Origin of the sequence: Pseudomonas fluorescens (assembly GCF_001708445.1) — a bacterium.
GTDB classification, from domain to species: Bacteria; Pseudomonadota; Gammaproteobacteria; order Pseudomonadales; family Pseudomonadaceae; genus Aquipseudomonas; species Aquipseudomonas gorinensis.
The window spans coordinates 787,405-804,490 of sequence record NZ_CP015637.1 but is presented as its reverse complement, the minus strand read 5'-3'; the positions used below and the strand labels follow the sequence as shown (position 1 = coordinate 804,490).

General features: G+C 61.3%; 18 protein-coding genes, 1 tRNA gene and 2 pseudogenes. 13 read left to right on the top strand and 8 right to left on the bottom strand.

Annotated features, from left to right (window positions below):
- Nucleotides 1-9 precede the first annotated feature (9 nt).
- Nucleotides 10-639, bottom strand: coding sequence for a DUF1780 domain-containing protein (locus tag A7317_RS03415; RefSeq protein WP_017845475.1), 630 nt, complete (start codon nucleotides 637-639; stop codon nucleotides 10-12).
- 100 nt (nucleotides 640-739) lie between these two features.
- Here A7317_RS03415 and A7317_RS03410 point away from each other — a divergent pair, with 100 nt between their 5' ends.
- From A7317_RS03410 to A7317_RS03400, 3 genes are all read left to right on the top strand, one after another.
- Nucleotides 740-1,207, top strand: coding sequence for an FAD/FMN-containing dehydrogenase (locus A7317_RS03410; RefSeq protein WP_069075203.1), 468 nt, complete (start codon nucleotides 740-742; stop codon nucleotides 1,205-1,207).
- Nucleotides 1,204-1,893 (top strand): energy-coupling factor ABC transporter permease, encoded by a 690-nt coding sequence (locus A7317_RS03405; RefSeq protein WP_024073381.1) that lies wholly within the window; start codon nucleotides 1,204-1,206, stop codon nucleotides 1,891-1,893. Before A7317_RS03410 ends, A7317_RS03405 begins: the two co-directional genes overlap by 4 nt.
- A 76-nt stretch (nucleotides 1,894-1,969) precedes the next feature.
- Nucleotides 1,970-2,185, top strand: coding sequence for a hypothetical protein (locus A7317_RS03400; RefSeq protein ID WP_003171680.1), 216 nt, complete (start codon nucleotides 1,970-1,972; stop codon nucleotides 2,183-2,185).
- Here A7317_RS03400 and yacG read toward each other — a convergent pair.
- Genes yacG through A7317_RS03380 form a run of 4 tightly spaced genes read right to left on the bottom strand, consistent with a single transcriptional unit; the run spans nucleotide 2,182 to nucleotide 5,070 of the window.
- Entirely contained in the window at nucleotides 2,182-2,382 is a 201-nt protein-coding gene (gene yacG, locus A7317_RS03395; RefSeq protein ID WP_017845472.1) for a DNA gyrase inhibitor YacG, read from the bottom strand. The genes A7317_RS03400 and yacG overlap by 4 nt on opposite strands.
- Complete coding sequence (gene coaE, locus A7317_RS03390; RefSeq protein WP_024073382.1) at nucleotides 2,379-3,002, bottom strand: dephospho-CoA kinase; 624 nt, start codon at nucleotides 3,000-3,002, stop codon at nucleotides 2,379-2,381. Before coaE ends, yacG begins: the two co-directional genes overlap by 4 nt.
- Nucleotides 2,999-3,865, bottom strand: a complete 867-nt coding sequence (locus tag A7317_RS03385) for a prepilin peptidase (RefSeq protein ID WP_069075202.1) — start codon at nucleotides 3,863-3,865, stop codon at nucleotides 2,999-3,001. Before A7317_RS03385 ends, coaE begins: the two co-directional genes overlap by 4 nt.
- Nucleotides 3,862-5,070, bottom strand: a complete 1,209-nt coding sequence (locus A7317_RS03380) for a type II secretion system F family protein (protein ID WP_069075201.1) — start codon at nucleotides 5,068-5,070, stop codon at nucleotides 3,862-3,864. Before A7317_RS03380 ends, A7317_RS03385 begins: the two co-directional genes overlap by 4 nt.
- A 201-nt stretch (nucleotides 5,071-5,271) precedes the next feature.
- Here A7317_RS03380 and A7317_RS03375 point away from each other — a divergent pair, with 201 nt between their 5' ends.
- From A7317_RS03375 to A7317_RS03360, 4 genes are all read left to right on the top strand, one after another.
- Nucleotides 5,272-5,685 carry a pilin gene (locus A7317_RS03375; protein ID WP_024073385.1) on the top strand — a complete coding sequence of 138 codons (414 nt, stop codon included), beginning with the start codon at nucleotides 5,272-5,274 and terminating at the stop codon, nucleotides 5,683-5,685.
- Nucleotides 5,686-5,719: 34 nt separating this feature from the next.
- Nucleotides 5,720-7,129, top strand: a complete 1,410-nt coding sequence (locus tag A7317_RS03370) for an O-antigen ligase family protein (protein WP_069075200.1) — start codon at nucleotides 5,720-5,722, stop codon at nucleotides 7,127-7,129.
- Between the two features lie 39 nt (nucleotides 7,130-7,168).
- Nucleotides 7,169-7,241, top strand: a tRNA-Thr gene (locus A7317_RS03365).
- Between the two features lie 150 nt (nucleotides 7,242-7,391).
- Complete coding sequence (locus A7317_RS03360) at nucleotides 7,392-7,697, top strand: DUF6388 family protein (RefSeq protein WP_024073387.1); 306 nt, start codon at nucleotides 7,392-7,394, stop codon at nucleotides 7,695-7,697.
- Between the two features lie 121 nt (nucleotides 7,698-7,818).
- Here the strand turns inward: A7317_RS03360 and nadC are convergent, their stop codons facing one another.
- Nucleotides 7,819-8,667, bottom strand: coding sequence for a carboxylating nicotinate-nucleotide diphosphorylase (nadC, locus tag A7317_RS03355; RefSeq protein ID WP_024073388.1), 849 nt, complete (start codon nucleotides 8,665-8,667; stop codon nucleotides 7,819-7,821).
- A gap of 244 nt (nucleotides 8,668-8,911) precedes the next feature.
- On the opposite strand from nadC, the gene A7317_RS03350 reads away from it, so the two are divergent.
- The 6 genes and pseudogenes from A7317_RS03350 to A7317_RS03330 all read left to right on the top strand — a co-directional run bounded on the left by A7317_RS03350 (nucleotide 8,912) and on the right by A7317_RS03330 (nucleotide 15,269).
- Nucleotides 8,912-11,062, top strand: a complete 2,151-nt coding sequence (locus A7317_RS03350; protein WP_069075199.1) for a DUF1631 domain-containing protein — start codon at nucleotides 8,912-8,914, stop codon at nucleotides 11,060-11,062.
- Between the two features lie 61 nt (nucleotides 11,063-11,123).
- Nucleotides 11,124-11,687, top strand: a complete 564-nt coding sequence (gene ampD, locus A7317_RS03345) for a 1,6-anhydro-N-acetylmuramyl-L-alanine amidase AmpD (protein ID WP_024073390.1) — start codon at nucleotides 11,124-11,126, stop codon at nucleotides 11,685-11,687.
- Entirely contained in the window at nucleotides 11,684-12,520 is an 837-nt protein-coding gene (gene ampE / locus A7317_RS03340; RefSeq protein WP_024073391.1) for a regulatory signaling modulator protein AmpE, read from the top strand. Before ampD ends, ampE begins: the two co-directional genes overlap by 4 nt.
- 184 nt (nucleotides 12,521-12,704) lie before the next feature.
- Nucleotides 12,705-13,844, top strand: a pseudogene (locus A7317_RS31430) (HAMP domain-containing protein); the annotation flags it as partial.
- A gap of 348 nt (nucleotides 13,845-14,192) precedes the next feature.
- Nucleotides 14,193-14,702, top strand: a pseudogene (locus tag A7317_RS31425) (methyl-accepting chemotaxis protein); the annotation flags it as partial.
- 129 nt (nucleotides 14,703-14,831) lie between these two features.
- Nucleotides 14,832-15,269 carry a hypothetical protein gene (locus tag A7317_RS03330; RefSeq protein ID WP_069075197.1) on the top strand — a complete coding sequence of 146 codons (438 nt, stop codon included), beginning with the start codon at nucleotides 14,832-14,834 and terminating at the stop codon, nucleotides 15,267-15,269.
- Here the strand turns inward: A7317_RS03330 and A7317_RS03325 are convergent.
- Nucleotides 15,216-15,992 carry a TatD family hydrolase gene (locus tag A7317_RS03325; RefSeq protein ID WP_024073394.1) on the bottom strand — a complete coding sequence of 259 codons (777 nt, stop codon included), beginning with the start codon at nucleotides 15,990-15,992 and terminating at the stop codon, nucleotides 15,216-15,218. The two genes, A7317_RS03330 and A7317_RS03325, sit on opposite strands and share 54 nt — an antisense overlap.
- A gap of 2 nt (nucleotides 15,993-15,994) precedes the next feature.
- Complete coding sequence (cra, locus tag A7317_RS03320) at nucleotides 15,995-16,990, bottom strand: catabolite repressor/activator (RefSeq protein WP_069075196.1); 996 nt, start codon at nucleotides 16,988-16,990, stop codon at nucleotides 15,995-15,997.
- Between the last annotated feature and the right edge of the window lie 96 nt (nucleotides 16,991-17,086).

The following is a 17,086-nucleotide window of genomic DNA, read 5'->3' as shown; positions in this document are numbered from 1 at the left end:
GTGCCCGTGTCACAGGCTGATGCCCACGTCGAACACTATGCTGCGGCCCAGGTTGTTGCGCAAGAAATCCGGCGCGTCCGGGTGGGCGAACAGCACCCGTGCAAACGTCGGCCCCACCAGTGACAGCGAGCGCCAGCCCTGGCGCAGGTACTCGGTGGGCGGCGGGAAGTGACTGTTGAGGTCCAGGACTTCGCGCTTGAGGCTGGCAAACGCGACGATATCCAACTCGCCCAGGTCCATCCCGCGCTCTTTGTAGTTGTGCGCTTTTTTGCGCAGGGTCGGCGCCAGGCGCAACAGGAACTCATGGGCCGGAATTCGTCGCGGCTTGGCTTCGCGCCGAACCAGTTGGCTTAGGGAGAACGCACTGCGCCGACGCAACAGTTCATCGCGCCATTCGTCGTTCAGGCGCCGCCCCTCATCCAGTACGAAGAACACCTCGAAACTGGCGTCGCGAAACAGTACGTCCGGTGGTTCCTGCCCGGCGGCGTGAAACTCTTCGGCGCGGTACGGCACATTCAAGCCTTGCAGCAGGCGTTGGCAGACCCAACGCTCACGCTCCCATTTGCGGGCATTGGACAGGAACGCGTTGGCTTGTTCGGCCGCTACGGTGAGCAGGCGCAAATAATCTGAGTCATCCATGCATGCAGCTTAGCGTCCAAATGATGACGGCAGGAAGTCCCGCCGCAAAAGCTCGGTGTAGACTGGCCACTTGTCCGTTCTCCCTAGCATGAGGTGTGCAGTGAAGTTTTTTGCCGTGCTGTTGCTGAGTCTGTTGCCTGTCTGGGCCCAGGCCGTTGAGGTGGGCGAGCGCGTGGCGCCCTGGACCCTGTTGGATCAGTTCGATCAGGCCTACACCCTGGATGACCAGGCGCAGATCCTGTTGGTCGCCCGCAGCATGGACGCCGCCAAGCAGGTGGACGCGGCTTTGCAAGGCCAGCCCAAAGGTTATCTCGAGGCGCGCCACGCGGTGTTTGTCGCAGACATCCAGCGCATGCCTCGGCTGGTCGCCAAGTTGTTCGCAGTGCCGGCGATGCAAGCCTACAACTATCGGGTGATGCTCGACCGGGACGCCCGTATTGCTCCGCGCTATCCCGCGCCCGCGGATAAAGTGCTCTGGCTGCAACTGGATAACGGCAAGTTGATTGCTCAACACGAGTACAGCTCGGCCGCGGAACTGCGCCAAGCCCTGGAACAGGTCAAGCCGTGATCAGTGCGGCAGTGCTGGCGCCGGCTACCCTCGGCATTGGCTGGTTGCTGTATGCGCCTGTGCTGCTATGGGCGATCCTGCGCTCGCCGTGGGTCGAGCTGTTCGCCGATCGGCGGCGCCAGCATTTGCTGTTTGGCACGGTGTTCGCGCTGTTCATGTTATGGCTGGTGCGGCGGGATTTCGACACCGGCGTCTCCTACCACTTTATCGGCATGACCGCCGTTACTCTGTTGCTCGATTGGCCGTTGGCAATTGTCGGCGGGTTTGCCGCCCAGTTGGGCTTGATGCTGTTGGGGCGCCAGGACCTGGCGGCGGTAGGCATCAACGGCCTGCTGCTGGTCGTGCTGCCCGTGCTGGTCACCGAAGCCTGCGCGTTGCTGGTGGAACGAGCGCAGCCACGCAATCCCTTCGTGTATATCTTCTGTTCCGGTTTTTTTGCCGCTGCGCTGTCAGCCTTGCTCTGCCTGCTGGTGGGGCTGGGGTTGTTGTGGTTCGACGGGCGTTTTGCAATGCCGGAATGGCTGGAGGATTTTGTCGGTTACCTGTGGCTGATCATCTTTCCAGAAGCCTTTATCAACGGCATGGTGATCAGCGCGCTGGTGGTGTTTTGCCCGGAATGGCTGGAGACATTCAATCGCACCCGCTACCTCTCGGCACCCTGGAAGGACGACGATTCGCAGACTTGACCCAGGTCAAATCGCTCGCAGCGGGGCAGGCCCATGCTTTGCGAAACTTTTCCTGAGCAAGGCGGGAGTACAAATCATGAGTGTGTATGAGTGGGCACGGCAGGAGTTGCGCAGAAGCCAGGACGCGGCGCAGGAAATCGGTTTTGACCCAGGCTTGACCCTGCGCGCGATGCTCAGCGCCGTGGTGCAGCAGAGCAAAGGTGTGCGCAGTTTCGAAGACCTGGCCGACGAGTTGCAATACCTTGCAGAGAACCTCGACGACCAGCAGGAATATGCCTTTATGCGGCCTTAATGGCGCGGCGGCAGGTCTTCGGAAAACAGCTCGTCTTCGGCGTCCGGCGCCACGGGGATCTTGTGTTCCTCAGCGGCCCAGGCGCCCAGGTCGATGAGCTTGCAACGGTCCGAGCAGAACGGCCGGTTGAGGTTGGTCGCTTTCCATTCCACGGGTGCGCCGCAGGTTGGGCATTCGACGGTCAAGGGTTGGCTCATGATCGGCCTCCACGCAAAGTAAGGTAAAAGTGGTGCAGTCGCTCGACCTCGCTGTGCAGCCAGGCGAGGTCTCGGTCATTGACCAGTACGTCATCGGCATGGTTCAGGCGGTCTTCGCGGCTGGACTGGGCCTTGAGAATCGCCTGCACCTGTTGTTCGCTGATGCCGTCGCGCAGCAGGGTACGCTGAATCTGCAGGGATTGCGGTACATCGATCACCAGGATGCGCTGGGTCATGTGGTACTGGCCGGATTCGATCAGCAGCGGTGACACCAGGATCGCATACGGCGATCGGGCGCGGGCCAGGTGATTGCGAATCTCCTCGCCAATCAATGGGTGCAGCAAGGCTTCCAGCCAGCGGCGTTCTTCGGGGACTTCAAAGATCAGCTTGCGCAGCGCGGCGCGGTCCAGTTGGCCGTCGCGCTGCAGCACGCCGGCACCAAAGTGTTCGGCGATGCGGGCGAGCGCCGGACGGCCAGGCTCGACCACCCAACGGGCGGCGTGGTCGGCATCCACCAGGTCGACGCCCAGGTCGACAAAGTGCTGGGCCGCAGCGCTTTTGCCGCTGCCGATACCGCCAGTGAGGCCAAGGATCCAAGGTGTTGCAACAGAAGTGGTCATCTGAAACCGACAGACTGCAAATAGAAGTCGGTTATTTGACCACCCCAGAGCACGGCAATCCAGCCGGCAATTGCCAGATAGGGACCAAACGGCATCGGTGCCGAGATCTCAGCCTTGCGCAAGCGCATCAGAATCAGCCCTACGATCACGCCCACCAGCGAAGACATCAGTAGCGTCATCGGCAGAATCTGCCAGCCGCCCCAGGCGCCAAGCAGCGCCAATAACTTGAAGTCACCATGGCCCATGCCGTCCTTGCCGGTCACCAGTTTGAACAGCCAGAACACTGTCCACAGACTTAGGTAGCCGATCACCGCGCCCCACAGTGCGTCCGGCAGTGCGGTCAGCAGGTCGGCGCTGTTGATGATCAGCCCCAGCCACAGCAGCGGCAGGACCAGGATATCGGGTAGCAGTTGGTGATCCACATCGATCAGGCTCATTGCCAGCAGCCCCCAGCTCAACAACATGACTGCCCCGGCTTGCCAGCCAAAGCCAAAATGCCAGGCCACCATGGCCGAGATCAGCCCGCAGGCCAGTTCAGTGATGGGGTAGCGTGCACTGATCGGCTGCTGACAATGGGCGCAACGCCCCCGGAGCATGAGGTAGCTGAGCAGCGGGATATTCTCCCACGGGCGAATCGGGTGATTGCAGTGCGGGCAGCAGGAGTTGGGGTGCATCAGGTTGTAGGTGGGCCCGGCGGGGTCGGCGGGCATGCCGAGCACTTCAAGGGCTTGTGCGCGCCATTCCCGCTCAAGCATTTTCGGCAGGCGCCATACCAGTACATTGAGGAAGCTACCGATGATCAGCCCCAGTACCAGGGCCACTGCGACAAACGCCCATGGCTGCTCAGTCAGCAGCAGGTTCAAAACGCTGTACCGAGTTGGAAGACCGGCAGGTACATCGCAATTACCAGCGCCCCGACAATGCCCCCCAGCACCACCATTATCAGCGGCTCCATCAGGCTGGTGAGGTTGTCGACCAAGTTGTCGACTTCCGATTCATAGTGGTTCGCGACTTTTTCCAGCATGCGCTCGAGTGTGCCCGACTCCTCGCCGATGGCCGTCATCTGAATTGCCATGCCTGGAAAGAGACCGCTGGCGGCCATGGATTGGTTCAACTGCATGCCTGTGGATACCTCATGACGCATATGTTTGATCGCCTGCTTGTACGGCCCGTTGCCGACGGCACCTGCCACTGAATCCAATGCCTGTACCAGCGGCACCCCAGCCGCGAACGTGGTGGAAAGCGTGCGGGCATAGCGTGCCACGGCCGATTTCTTCAGCAGTGTGCCTGCCAAGGGGGCTTTCAACAAACCCGTATCCAGCCCCTGACGAAAGCCAGGGGCTACGCGATAGGCGTGGCGCAGCGCGAAAAAACCGGCCCCGAGGCCAAGCGCCAGAGCCCACCAGGCTTGCTGCATGAACGTGGACAGGCCGATGACGTGCAGGGTAAAACCGGGCAACTGGCCGTCGACTCCGGCGAACAGGTTCTGAAACTGCGGCACCACGTGGATCAGCAGGATGCTGCTGACCAGGCTCGCCACCACCAGGACGGCGATCGGGTAGGTCATGGCTTTCTTGATTCGCGCCTTTAGCTGCTCACTCTTTTCCAGGTGAGTGGCAATGCGTTCCAGCAGCGTTTCCAATGCCCCGGCCTGTTCGCCGGCGGCAATCAGGTTGCAGTACAGGTCATCGAAATAGCGTGGCTGTTTGCGCAGCGCGGTCGCCAGTGCGGTGCCGGCGGCGATGTCCTGCTTCAACCCCTTGAGCAGTTCCTGCATCGACCGGCTCTCGAAGCCGTCGCTGATGATATCGAAGGCTTGCAGCAGAGGAATGCCGGCTTTCAGCAAGGTCGCCAACTGGCGGGTGAGCAGGGCGATGTCAGTGGGTTTGATCGGCGCGGCGAGGCAGGCCAGGCCGGGGAATTGCCTGCGCACACGGCTGGGGCGGATCCCTTGCTGGCGCAGCTTGGCCTTGATCAGGGCGAGGTTGTGGCCCGTGGTGTGCCCGGACACCCTGTGCCCCTGGCGGTTGGTGCCTTCCCACGCGTAGGTCCTTGAAGCGTTGTCCATGTCCATTTCCGCACCCAGTTCGTCGAAGTTTTATAGCTTAGTCAGGTGACAAATTCGGGCGGCCTGGTGTTGCACGATAAAATGTCAGAATGTGCGTCTTGTGCGCGATGGGCCGCTCGCGGGTGAGTACACTGGCGCGGCTGTGAAATACGGGGTGCAGGACGCGCCTTGTCATGGGTTCTATTCTGGAGAGTGAATGTGATGCGTCAGAAAGGCTTTACCTTGATCGAGTTGTTGATCGTCGTGGCAATCATCGGCATTTTGGCCACCATCGGCTTGCCCATGTACACCACGCACCAGGCCAAGGCCAAGTTCACCGCGGGGCTGGCTGAGATCACCGCGTTGAAAGCCGGCTACGAGGATGTTTTCAACCAAGGCACCGAGCCGAAGCTGGAACTGGTCGGCGGCACCAGCCCGACCGCCAACTGCAAGATCGACGTGGCCGGGGATGTCGCCACCGGTAACGGTTCCATCAGTTGCGAAATACTCGATGCCCCGGCGCCGGTGCTGGGCAAGACCATCACCCTGACGCGCAGCGCCACCGCCGGCTGGAAGTGCGTGACCACCGCTGAGGCGAAATACGCCGCCAAGGGTTGTGATGCCAGCGGCGCTTAACGTCAAGCCCCGCACATGGATGTAAAGGTGGCCAATGTCGTTATCCCTGCAGCAGCGCGGCAATGTTTTCCTGGTGGCAGCGGTGTGCCTGTTGGTGCTGGGTATCTGTGCCCCCTTCAGTGGGCACGACCTGCAACGAGGGGTGCAGATTGCCCTGGGATTGTGTGCGGTGCTGTATGGGCTGTCGGTTTCTCCGATTGAGCGGCTGGTGGATCGGCCCACCGCCATCGGCCTGGTGCTGATTATCGGGCTGGGCCTGCTGTCTTCGGCCCTGGCCCACCAGCCACTCTGGGCATTCACCGAGGTGGCGCTGTTTATCGTCTGTGGGGCGATTGCGCTTGCATTTGCCTTGCTTCGGCGCCACGGCGGTGAGCCTTTGGACCGCGTCCTGGTGCTGGTCGTGGTGCTGTTGTGCCTGATCAAATCGATCCAGTATCTGCATGCTGGCCTGCTGGCTATTACCAGTGGTCAACGGTTACTGGACCCTGACCTGCTCCTGTCAGGTTTTGCCAATAAGCGTTTCTACGGTCAATTCCAGACCTTCACTCTGCCGTTGCTGGCCCTTCCCCTGCTGCTGCCCGGCGTCAGCCGTCCCGTACGAAGTGCGGTGTTGGCGTTGTTGTGTGTCTGGTGGTTGATCGCAATCAGCGGCGGCACACGTGGCACGTGGCTTGGCATGGCGATGGCAAGTGGGGTGCTGGCAGTGCTGGGGCCTTGGGGGCGGCGCTGGCTGGCCTGGCAGTGGGTGGCACTGTGCGGTGGGCTATTGCTGTATTGGCTCTTGTTCACGGTGCTGGTGGGGTACCTGGGCATCGAAGTTTCCCAGGCGGCAGCCGATCGCCTGACCACCTCTCTGTCGGGGCGCGGCCCGATCTGGTGGCAAGCGTGGCACATGCTGGTCGAGCATCCATGGTTGGGTTTTGGGCCGATGCATTTCGCCGATATTGCCAACAACATTGCTGCCCACCCCCATCAGGCGATCCTGCAATGGGTCAGTGAATGGGGCGTGCCATCGGCCCTATGCGTGGCAATTCTGGCGTGGCGGGCGAGTTGGGCCACCGTTGGCGTACTCCGTGAACGGGCGCAATTTGCAACGTGTGCCGACCTGCTGCGCACCTGCCTGTTTGCGTCGCTGATCGGCGCGCTGACGCAGTCCATGGTGGATGGTGTGATCGTGATGCCTAACTCGCAGGTGTGGTTGGCGCTGGTGGTGGGCTGGCTGATGGCGTTGCATGCCTGGCGCACCCCGGCAACGCCCGCATTGCCCCTGGCCTGGGGCGCCTGGAACGTGGCGAGTGTGTTGGCCGTTGGTCTGCTGGTGTGGGTGGCCGTGCGTGACCTGCCGCATCTCCAGCAAGCGCAGCAGCGCTATCTGGATACCCGTGGCGGGTACCTGCAACCGCGCTTCTGGGCTCAGGGCGTGATTGCCCTCTCACCGCCGTAAGTTGCCGGACGCCCGATGCGGTGCTAGCTTTAGCCCACCGCCCGTGTAGCTCAGCCGGTAGAGCAGCGCACTCGTAACGCGAAGGTCGCAGGTTCGATTCCTGTCTCGGGCACAAAGGCAACAGTGTTTCAAAGGCAACGTTTTCAGATGATCCCAGAATGGTTCTGAAGGCCAGACGAGCCGGCATTCGTGCCTGTTCTTTTGTATCTGCGCAACCTTGATGACCCAGATGCATCCCCATTCCTCGATCTAAGAGAACAACATGACCACGACTGAGATGACCCAGGAAGTTCGGCACCAAGCAGCCCTCGACAAGTACATCGGGGAATCGCCGCAGCTTAAAGAAGAGATCAAGGACCTGAGCGCTGAAGATCAGCGTGACCAGATCCAGTGGGCATTCGAGGACGAGGCCGAGAGCCAGGGCTTGCAGCCTTGGGAGCTGACCCTCAAGTACACCTCGACACCGGAAGAGTTCGAAGCGGCACGGCTGGCCCTGCACAAGGAAGCGGCCGAGGTGCTGGGTGTCGAGTGGGAAGAGTACTGCGAGATGAATGACCTGGTGGTTTAAGCGCTTGCTTGTGTAGGAGCGAGCTTGCTCGCGAAAATCGCTAACGATGACGCGGGCTGCCTGGTACCCTGCGGCGTTCTCAGGTTTTTCGCGAACAAGCTCGCTCCTACAGTTAAGGTGCTCAAATACTGAGGCGCATCGACAAATCCACCGCCTTCACATCCTTGGTCATCGCGCCGATGGAGATGTAATCCACTCCGGTTTCTGCGATGGGCAGCAGGGTGTTTTCATTGATCCCGCCGCTGGCTTCCAGCTTGGCCTTGCCGCCATTCAGGCGCACGGCTTCGCGCATGTCATCCAGGCTCAGTTCATCGAGCATGATGATGTCGGCGCCCGCCGCCAGGGCTTCGCGCAATTCGTCCAGGCTTTCCACTTCGATTTCCACCGGCTTGCCTGGGGCGATCTGGTGCGCGGCGTTAATGGCCTGGGCAATGCCTCCGCAGGCCGCGATATGGTTTTCCTTGATCAGAAAGGCGTCATACAAGCCAATACGGTGGTTGTGGCAGCCCCCGCAGGTCACGGCGTACTTCTGCGCCAGGCGCAGGCCGGGAAGGGTCTTGCGCGTGTCGAGCAGCTTGACCTGGGTGCTGGCGACAAAATCGGCGAGGTACTGGGCCCGAGTGGCTACGCCTGACAACAACTGCAGAAAATTCAACGCACAACGCTCGCCGCTGAGCAGCGAGCGCGCCGGGCCTTCAAGGTGGAACAGCGCCTGGTTGGGGCTCACGCGTTCACCGTCGGCGACTTGCCAATGCACGGCGACCCGCGGGTCCAGCTGGCGGAACACCGCGTCTACCCAAGCGGTACCACTGATCACCGCCGCATCGCGCGTGATGATCGTGGCCTTGGCCAGCCGTTCGGCCGGGATCAACTGTGCGGTGATGTCGCCACTGCCGATGTCTTCCAGCAGTGCGCGGCGCACATTGGCTTCGATTTCGGCGGTGAGGTCGGCAAGACGGAGGTTCGGCATAACAGGCTCCACAAACAAAGTGCCCCGATTATAGGGGCAGCGCGCGTTTGAACCCAGCCACCTGCTCATTTACACGCCAATGACAGAGTTTGCTGGCGCAACGGCCCTCATTTGCAAGATAATCTCGCGCCTTGCAATTGGCGTCATAGCTTTGACGTACTGGTGATAACCGGAAAACCGCAGTGCCCAGCCGGCCCTGTACCCGATCGTTCCCCAACCCACACCGCCGTTTCAGGAGGCCAGGATGCACAATGACGGAAAGGTGGTGCCTATTCACAAGGCACAGGCCACGCCATCGCCGCTCGCTCGCCTGCCGGTGGTATTGCTGCAGGTTCGCGACAAGTCCGCGCAACAATTGCAGCAGGGCTTGCAGGAACTGTTCGATAACGCCGACGACACCCTGTTCGAAATGGCCGACAAGGCCCGCAACAACATCGATCACCATATTTTCTTTGAAGCCATGCGCGACTTGCGCCTCAAGCGCAAGAATTTCGAACGGGTGTTCATGGAGCAATTGTTCGAGGCCTTTGCCAACCTGGGCCAGGCTGGGCGCGGTGACCTGCAGTTGGTTCCGGTGGTTTCCTACGATACGGCGTCAGGCACCTCCAGCGATGACCGGGAAAAAACCGTGGCGTTGGAGGCCATGCTGGTTCGCGTGCGCCATCGCGATGGCTTGGCCCTGGGGCAATTGACCGCGCGCCTGAATGCATTGCTGGATAAGCACCTGGATGAGCGTGAGAACCCCCTGGGGCCGGCGTTGTTGTGTGAGTTCTTCCTGCGGGCAGGGCGCAGCCTCGGGGTGGAAATCCGCGTCAAGCTGATCATGCTCAAGCTATTTGAAAAGTACGTCCTCAGCGACGCCGACTACCTGTACGGCGAGGCCAATCAGTTGCTGGTTGCCACGGGGGTGCTGCCCGAGCTCAAGGCTGTGCCGTCGCGGCGCCTCGGCGGGCGGGCGACACGCGAGCATCCGCGTGAAGACAATGTGCCGACGTCCGATCAACCGGTCGACGAAAACGGCCAGCAAGCCTTTGCCGCCCTGCAGGAACTTCTGGCGGCCGTACGTGGCAGCGTGGCGCCCACCCTCGAAGCCAGTGCCGAACCTCAGCCGATTGCCACCCGTGACCTGTTGCGCCTGCTGTCGCACTTGCAGCAATACGTACCGGAGCCGGACGTCGAGGACGACTTCGACTTGCGCAACCAGCTTGAACAGCTGTTGACCCGGGTCAGTGTCAAGAGTGGCAAGTCCCGCGTGGTGGAGGATGCCGACGAAGACGTGATCAACCTGATCGCCCTGCTGTTCGAGTTCATGCTCAATGACCATGGCGTGCCTGACGCCTTCAAGGCCTTGATCGCACGCTTGCAGATTCCCTTGCTGAAAGTGGCGGTGCTGGATAAGAGTTTTTTCAGTCGCCCCAGCCACCCGGCCCGTCGGCTGCTCAATGAAATCGCGGCCATGGCCATGACCTGGAACCCGTGCGATGAGTATCAGCGCGATAGCCTGTACGTGCGCATCGAGCAGGTGGTACAGCGTTTGTTGAACGAGTTTGTCGAGGATCCGGCGATTTTTACCCAGCTTTTGACGGAGTTCTGCGCGTTTACCGCGAACGAGCGGCGCCGCAGTGAGCTGATCGAACAGCACACCCGTGACGCTGAAGCCGGGCACCTGCGTACCGAAGAGGCTCGCCAGCGCGTGGCGGATGTGCTGAACCGCCGGCTGCTGGGCAAAGTACTGCCGCGCGCGGTGGTGCAGTTTCTCCAGCAGGCCTGGAGCCAGGTACTGTTGCTGGCCAGCCTCAAGCACGGCGAAGAGTCGGTGCAATGGCAGGCGGGGTTGCGGACCATGGACGAGTTGATCTGGAGTGTGAGCCTGCAGCAAGACACCGAGGCCGGGCGGCATTTACTGGAGCAACTACCGGGCTTGCTCAAAGCGTTGCGCGATGGCTTGACCAGCGCGGCGTTCGATCCTTTCAGTACGCGTGAGTTTTTTGTGCGGTTGCAGGCCCTGCATATTCAGCCGGATGAGGGCGTCGAGACCCTGGTCGAAGTCAGCCAGCCGTTTGTGCTCAGCCCGGGCCTGCCCGACACCGCCGAGGACCTGCCGCTGGACGATCCCGCGCGGCTCAAGGTCCAGCAACTGCGTGTCGGAGGTTGGGTCGAGTTCCAGGCGCTTGAAGAACCCCCCCTGCGCTGCAAGCTTACGGCGATCATGGCACCGTCCAACCGCTACATTTTCGTCAACCGCATGGGGCTCAAGGTCTTGGAGAAAAGCGTCGGCCAACTGGCGCTGGCGTTCAAGCGTGGCACCTTGCGCCTGCTGGACGATGGCCTGTTGTTCGACCGCGCGCTGGCAGCGGTGACGAACACATTGCGTCAACTCAATCGCGGCAAGTGATCGCACCCACCGGGTGGAACGCGGCATACTGGTCACACTTCGTCACGTTCAAGGATCCTGTATGCAGTTGGACCCCACCAGCGGCTGGTGCCAGGGCATTGCGCATTGCCCTTCGCCCAACTTCAACGAGCGCCCCACCGGCGAAATCTCACTGTTGGTGGTGCATAACATCAGCCTGCCGCCAGCGCAGTTCGCGACCGGCAAGGTGCAGGCGTTTTTCCAGAATCGCCTGGATGTCACGGAACATCCCTACTTTGAAGGGATTGCCGACTTACGGGTGTCTGCGCATTTTCTGATTGAGCGCGACGGCACGGTGACGCAGTTTGTATCGTGCCTCGACCGGGCCTGGCATGCCGGGGTTTCGTGCTTCGATGGGCGTGAGACCTGCAATGACTTTTCCCTTGGTATCGAACTGGAAGGTACGGATGACTTGCCGTTCACGGATGCGCAGTATGCGTCGCTGATCGACCTGACGCGCCAGTTGCTGGTGGCTTACCCCGACATTACCCGTCAGCGCATTTGTGGCCACAGTGATATCGCGCCGGGGCGCAAGACCGACCCTGGCCCCGCTTTTGATTGGGTACGCTTTCGTAGCGCCCTGCAGGATGGAGGACACGCACAATGAGTTTCCTGGTATTGGTGCTGGCCGTGTGGATCGAGAAATTCTCGGCCTTGCGCCAGCGGTTGCAGCGTGATGGCGGCTGGTTACGCGAGCTGGCCAAGTTGGAGGCGAGCCCGCGCATGGGCAAGCAGCCGTGGCTGATCCTGGCGCTGCTGGTGTTGTTGCCGGTGGCCTTGCTGGCCTTGCTGCTGCTGGTACTGGAGCCGGTGGCCTACGGCCTGTTGGCGTTGCCGGTGCACCTGTTGGTGGTGATCTACAGCCTGGGGCGGGGGGATCTGCTCGCCGGCCTCGGACCGTTTCGAGATGCGTGGCGCCGGGGCGACTTGCAGGCCGCCGAGCATGTGGCCGAGCGAGACCTGAAGATCGCAGCGGACAGCGGGGAACAACTGCTGGAACGGGTTCAGGGCCATCTTCTATGGCAGGCCTACCAGAGTTTCTTCGCGGTGATCTTCTGGTACTTCCTGCTGGGCCCTGTCGCGGCCCTGGCTTATCGCCTGCTGGCACTGGCCAGTGAGCACAGCCAGAACCCCTTGGTAGCCGAGCGTGCCGGCCAACTGCGCCATGCCTTCGACTGGTTACCGGTGCGCTTGCTCGCGGCCAGCTTTGCCCTGGTGGGCAACTTTGTCGCGGTCAGCCGTGTGATGCTTCACGAATTGCTGAGCTGGGATATCAGCGCCGCGCAGTTGGTCGAAAAAGTCGGTCTGGTGGCCGCTGAGATTCCGCCGCCGGTGGTGGGGGCTGATGGCATCAACAGCCTGGATCGCCTGTGGGAACTGCTGCTGCGTGCGGCGGTGCTGTGGTATGCCGGGTTCGCCATCTGGACGGTGCTGCCCTGACCTGGGAGGAGCCGGCCCGCCGGCTCCGTTCTCGTTAACCTTAAGTTACAAAACTCCCTTTCGATTTGAGCTATACAGACGGAGCGCCAAATAGTGGCTTTCTGCCGCCGCCCTGCGCCTCAAATAAAAATAATAGGAAGGGAGTTCACCCGTGAAGAGCTTGCTCTATCCCGCCGTCGCGCTGATGAACCGCCTGAGCTTCGGCATGAAGTTCAGCCTGATCAGTGTGCTGTTCCTGCTGCCCATGCTGGCGACCAACTATTTCCTGGTGCGTGATTCGTGGCGTGAGTTCCAGGGCACCCGCATCGAACTGCAAAGCCTCGACCTGCTCGGCAGCAGCCTGGCCCTGCGCCGCGACCTGGAAACCCTCAACAACCAGGTGCAAATCAACGCAACCCTGGGCCAGTCCGGTAAGGCTGGCGACCTTGAAGGCAAGATCACCACGTTGGAGCAGCATGTGTTGGCACGGGTGCAGGGGCTCACGGCCATGACCACCGACCCTGAGCAAATTGCCGCCTTCGATGCCAAGCGCGACGAATTGATCGCTGCCTTCAAGGCCCAGCAGCAGGAGTCCTCCCTGCTGAGTAAAAGCGCGCTGATCGGCAAGTTGCTCAACAAAGCGCAGATGCTCAGCCAGATCATCGCCAGCCAGGCCGGCTTGAGCCGCGACCCCCAGAGCGATTTGCGCCAGCTCAGCGAGCTGATCACCAGCATCACCCCGCAGGTCACCCAGACGCTGGGGGAGGGGCGGGCGATGGGCGCCTATTCCCTGGGCCAGGGGTTCCTCAATTCGTCCTCCAGCACCCGCTTTGACGAGTTGCTGCAGCAACTGGAAAAACTCCACGCCGAATACGCCCTGAAACTCCAGGACGCCCTCGGTTCCAGCCAGGCCGCCCACGCTGCGCTCGACAGCCTGGCCAAGGCCAGCAATGCCAGCCTCAAGCAAGCCAGTGAGGTCTTCGAAGAGCAGGTGGTGATGGCTGAAACCCTCGACGCACCGTGGCAGGGTTTCTACGACAACGTCAGCCAACTGATGGCCCAGACCTATCAGCTCGATGAAGCCACGCTGGCGTTTCTCGGGCACCAGCTGGAGCAGCGCCTGGCGCAGTACCGTACGCACATGGTGGTGCTGGTGTGCGCCCTGGCGGCGGTGTTTTTGCTGATCTTCTATTTGTACGCGGGCTTCTATGCCTCCACCCGCACCACCCTGCGACGCCTGGGGGTGATGATGGACAAGGTGGCGGCGGGCGACATGACGGTCACGTTCGTCGCTCATAGTCGCGACGAGCTGGGGGAACTGGGCGAGGTGTTCAATGGCACCGTGGCCAAGATCCACGACCTGATCGAGCGCGTCGGCCACACCGTCGGCCAGGTCGAGTTGCAAGCCAGCCAAGTGGAGGCGGTCTCAGTCCGCAGCAACCAGGCGGTGTCCGGCCAGCGCAGCCAGATCGAGCAAGTGGCGACCGCCATGAACCAGATGTCCTCCACGGCGCAGGAAGTGGCGCGCAATGCGGCGGCGGCGGTCAGCAGCGCCCATAGTGTCAACGATGAAACCGTCAGCGGTCGTGGCCTGGTGCAATCCCAGCAAGGCAGCATCGCGCGCCTGGCCTTGGACATTGATGAGTCGGTGCGGGTGATCAACCAGTTGGCGACCGATAGCCAATCGATCAGCAGCGTGCTGGAAGTGATCAAGAGCATTGCCGAGCAAACCAATCTACTGGCGCTGAACGCCGCGATTGAAGCCGCCCGCGCCGGAGAGCAGGGGCGCGGTTTTGCGGTGGTGGCCGATGAAGTGCGCACCCTCGCGCGGCGGACCCAGCACTCCACCGAGGAAATCGAGCAGATGATCAGCCGTTTGCACAGTGGTGTCGACGCGGCGGTCAAGGCTATGGGAACCAGCCATGCCATGGCGAATGGCACGGTGGGGCAGTCGGAAAAGGTCCAGCAGGCCTTGGAAAACATCCTGGGTGCCGTCGGCATGATCGTCGATCAGAACCAGCAGATTGCGGCAGCCGTGGAGCAGCAAACCGCCGTCGCCCACGATATCGACCAGAACATCGTCGAAATCAATCGTGCAGGTGAACATGCCGCCCAGGGTGCCCATCAGGCCGAGGCGGCCAGCCGGCAGTTGTCGCGCCAGGTGATTGAGTTGAAGCAATTGATCGGCGCGTTTCGCGTGTAAGACTGTTGAGTAGGATGTTTCTTTTACTGGAGTGGTACTTGTCTTGATTTTCTTGTACTTCGTCTTTGCTGCCGAGAATGGGTGAGAATTTGTTTCAGCCAATAATCACAGTCCAAGGGAGGCAAGACGATGACCGCTGCCATAGGCATCAAAGGGCACTGCGCCCATTGCGACATCACCTTCGAACTCAAGCCTTGGCAGTTGAATGCCATTGCCATTGAAGAACCCTTCGATTGCCCGTACTGCCATAGGATTCTGCAGTTGTGCTGCACCCGGAAACTGCGTCAGTTCAGGGCATTGGACCATTGGGCCTTGGTACGACTGAGCATGGTGGTGTTCACCTGCGTGGCCCTGATCGTGGCGTTGGTGGCAGAGTGGCTCGGGCTGATCAGCGTTATCGGGCAGTTGAATATTTCACTGCTGGTGCTGTTGGTGCATTTCCTGGTGGCACGCTACGCCCGTCATCGGCAGCGGATGACCTTGGACCTGCAAGTGGTCAGGCCGGTCAACGCCCTACCAATTGAACAACTCGCACGCATTGCGTGTGCTCGCTTCAGCCAGCAATAGCGGGCTGAGGCCCATGCGTTCGGCCAGCGCGGTGCAGATATCGGGCAAGTGTTGCGGGCTGTTACGCTGGCCGGGGTACATGGCGGGGGCCATGTCCGGCGAATCGGTTTCCAGCACCACCGCGTCCAGGGGCAGTTGGGCGAGCACCTTATGCATGCGCAGGGCCTGGGGCCAGGTGGCGGCACCGCCCAGGCCCAGCTTGAAACCCAGCTTGATGTATTCGCGCGCTTCTTCCCGGCTACCGGCAAAGGCGTGGATGATGCCGCCCCGTGGCAGGCGGATACGCTTGAGGGTGGCAATCACGGCGGCATGGCTGCGGCGCACGTGCAACAGCGCTGGCAGTTGGAAATCGACGGCCAGTTTCAGTTGGGCTTCAAACAGGTGTTGCTGGCGTGTGCGGTCCAGTTGTTCGAGGAAGTAATCCAGGCCGATCTCGCCTACAGCGCACAGTTGTCGATGGCCGTGCAGGCGGGTCAGCCAATCGCCCAGCTCCGTCAGGTCGGCGGGGCGATGGTCATCGAGGTACACCGGGTGCAGGCCGAAGGCGGCGAACAAGCCTTCATCGCCTTGCACCAGGTCCCACAACCGCTGCCAATTCTGCTGATACACCCCCAGTACCACCATGCGCTGCACGCCGAGTTGGCGGCTGTGGGCGAGGACTTCCCGGCGATCGCTGTCGAAGTCCGGAAAGTCGAGGTGGGTGTGGGTGTCAATCAGCTCCACGCTCAAGCCTCGTGAATACGCCGCTTGAAGGTCCGGCCGATGGCATGCACGCCGGGTTGGTACTGCTCTTCTTCGATGGCGGCCAGGGCCAGGCGCAACGCCGTGTCGGCGATCAACAGATGTTGCTGGGCCATGGCATTGACCGGCAACGGCAGGAAGTCCAGCAACTGCGTATCACCAAAGGTCCCCAGGCGTAGCGGGCGTGATCTGAGCGGGAAATCATGCAGCGCGTCGAACACCCCTTGCAGCAGCACGTAAGAGGTGGTCACCAGCGCGTCAGGCAAATGCCCCAGTTGATGGAGAAGTTGCTCCATCAGTTGGCGGCCACAATCGCGGCTGAAGGCCTCGCCCTGTTCGACGATCACTTCGCCGGTAAAACCTTGCAGTGCTTCACGGAAACCGGCGGCGCGCTCCTGGCTGATGCTCAACTCAGGCCGCGCACCGATCAGTGCGATCTGCTTGGGCACCGGTTGCAGCAGGCTGCTGGTCAGTTGCTGGCAGGCCTGGCGGTCGTCGCTGACCACCGAGCAGAACTGTTCGGCGTTCATCACCCGGTCGATGGCAATCACCGGCAAACCCTTGGTTTGTAACTCGCGATAGCTGTCGTCGCTGGCCGGCAGGCAACTGGCGACAAACAGCGCATCGCAGCGTCGGGCGCGGAACAGTTGCAGCAGTTGGCGTTCGCTGTCGGCATTGTCGTCGGAGCTGGCGATCAGCAATTGATAACCACGCGCGCGGGCGCCTTGTTCCAATAGCTTGGCGATCCGTGCGTAACTGGGGTTTTCCAGGTCCGGCAGGATAAAACCCAGCGTGCGGGTATGCCGGCTGCGCAGCCCGGCTGCCTGGGGGTTGGGCGTAAAGCCATGGGCTTCGACCACCGCACGCACGCGCTCGACGGTCGCGCTGCTGATGCGTTGCTGTTCGGCTTTGCCGTTGATGACATAACTGGCGGTGGTCACGGACACACCGGCCAGACGTGCGATATCACTGAGTTTCAAACCGGGATTTCCTTGTTTTTTAGAGCTGGCCCCGACATTTTGTCCAATCGTAACCGATTACTGCACACGACTAATGTCTCAGCTCAAGTGCCGAGT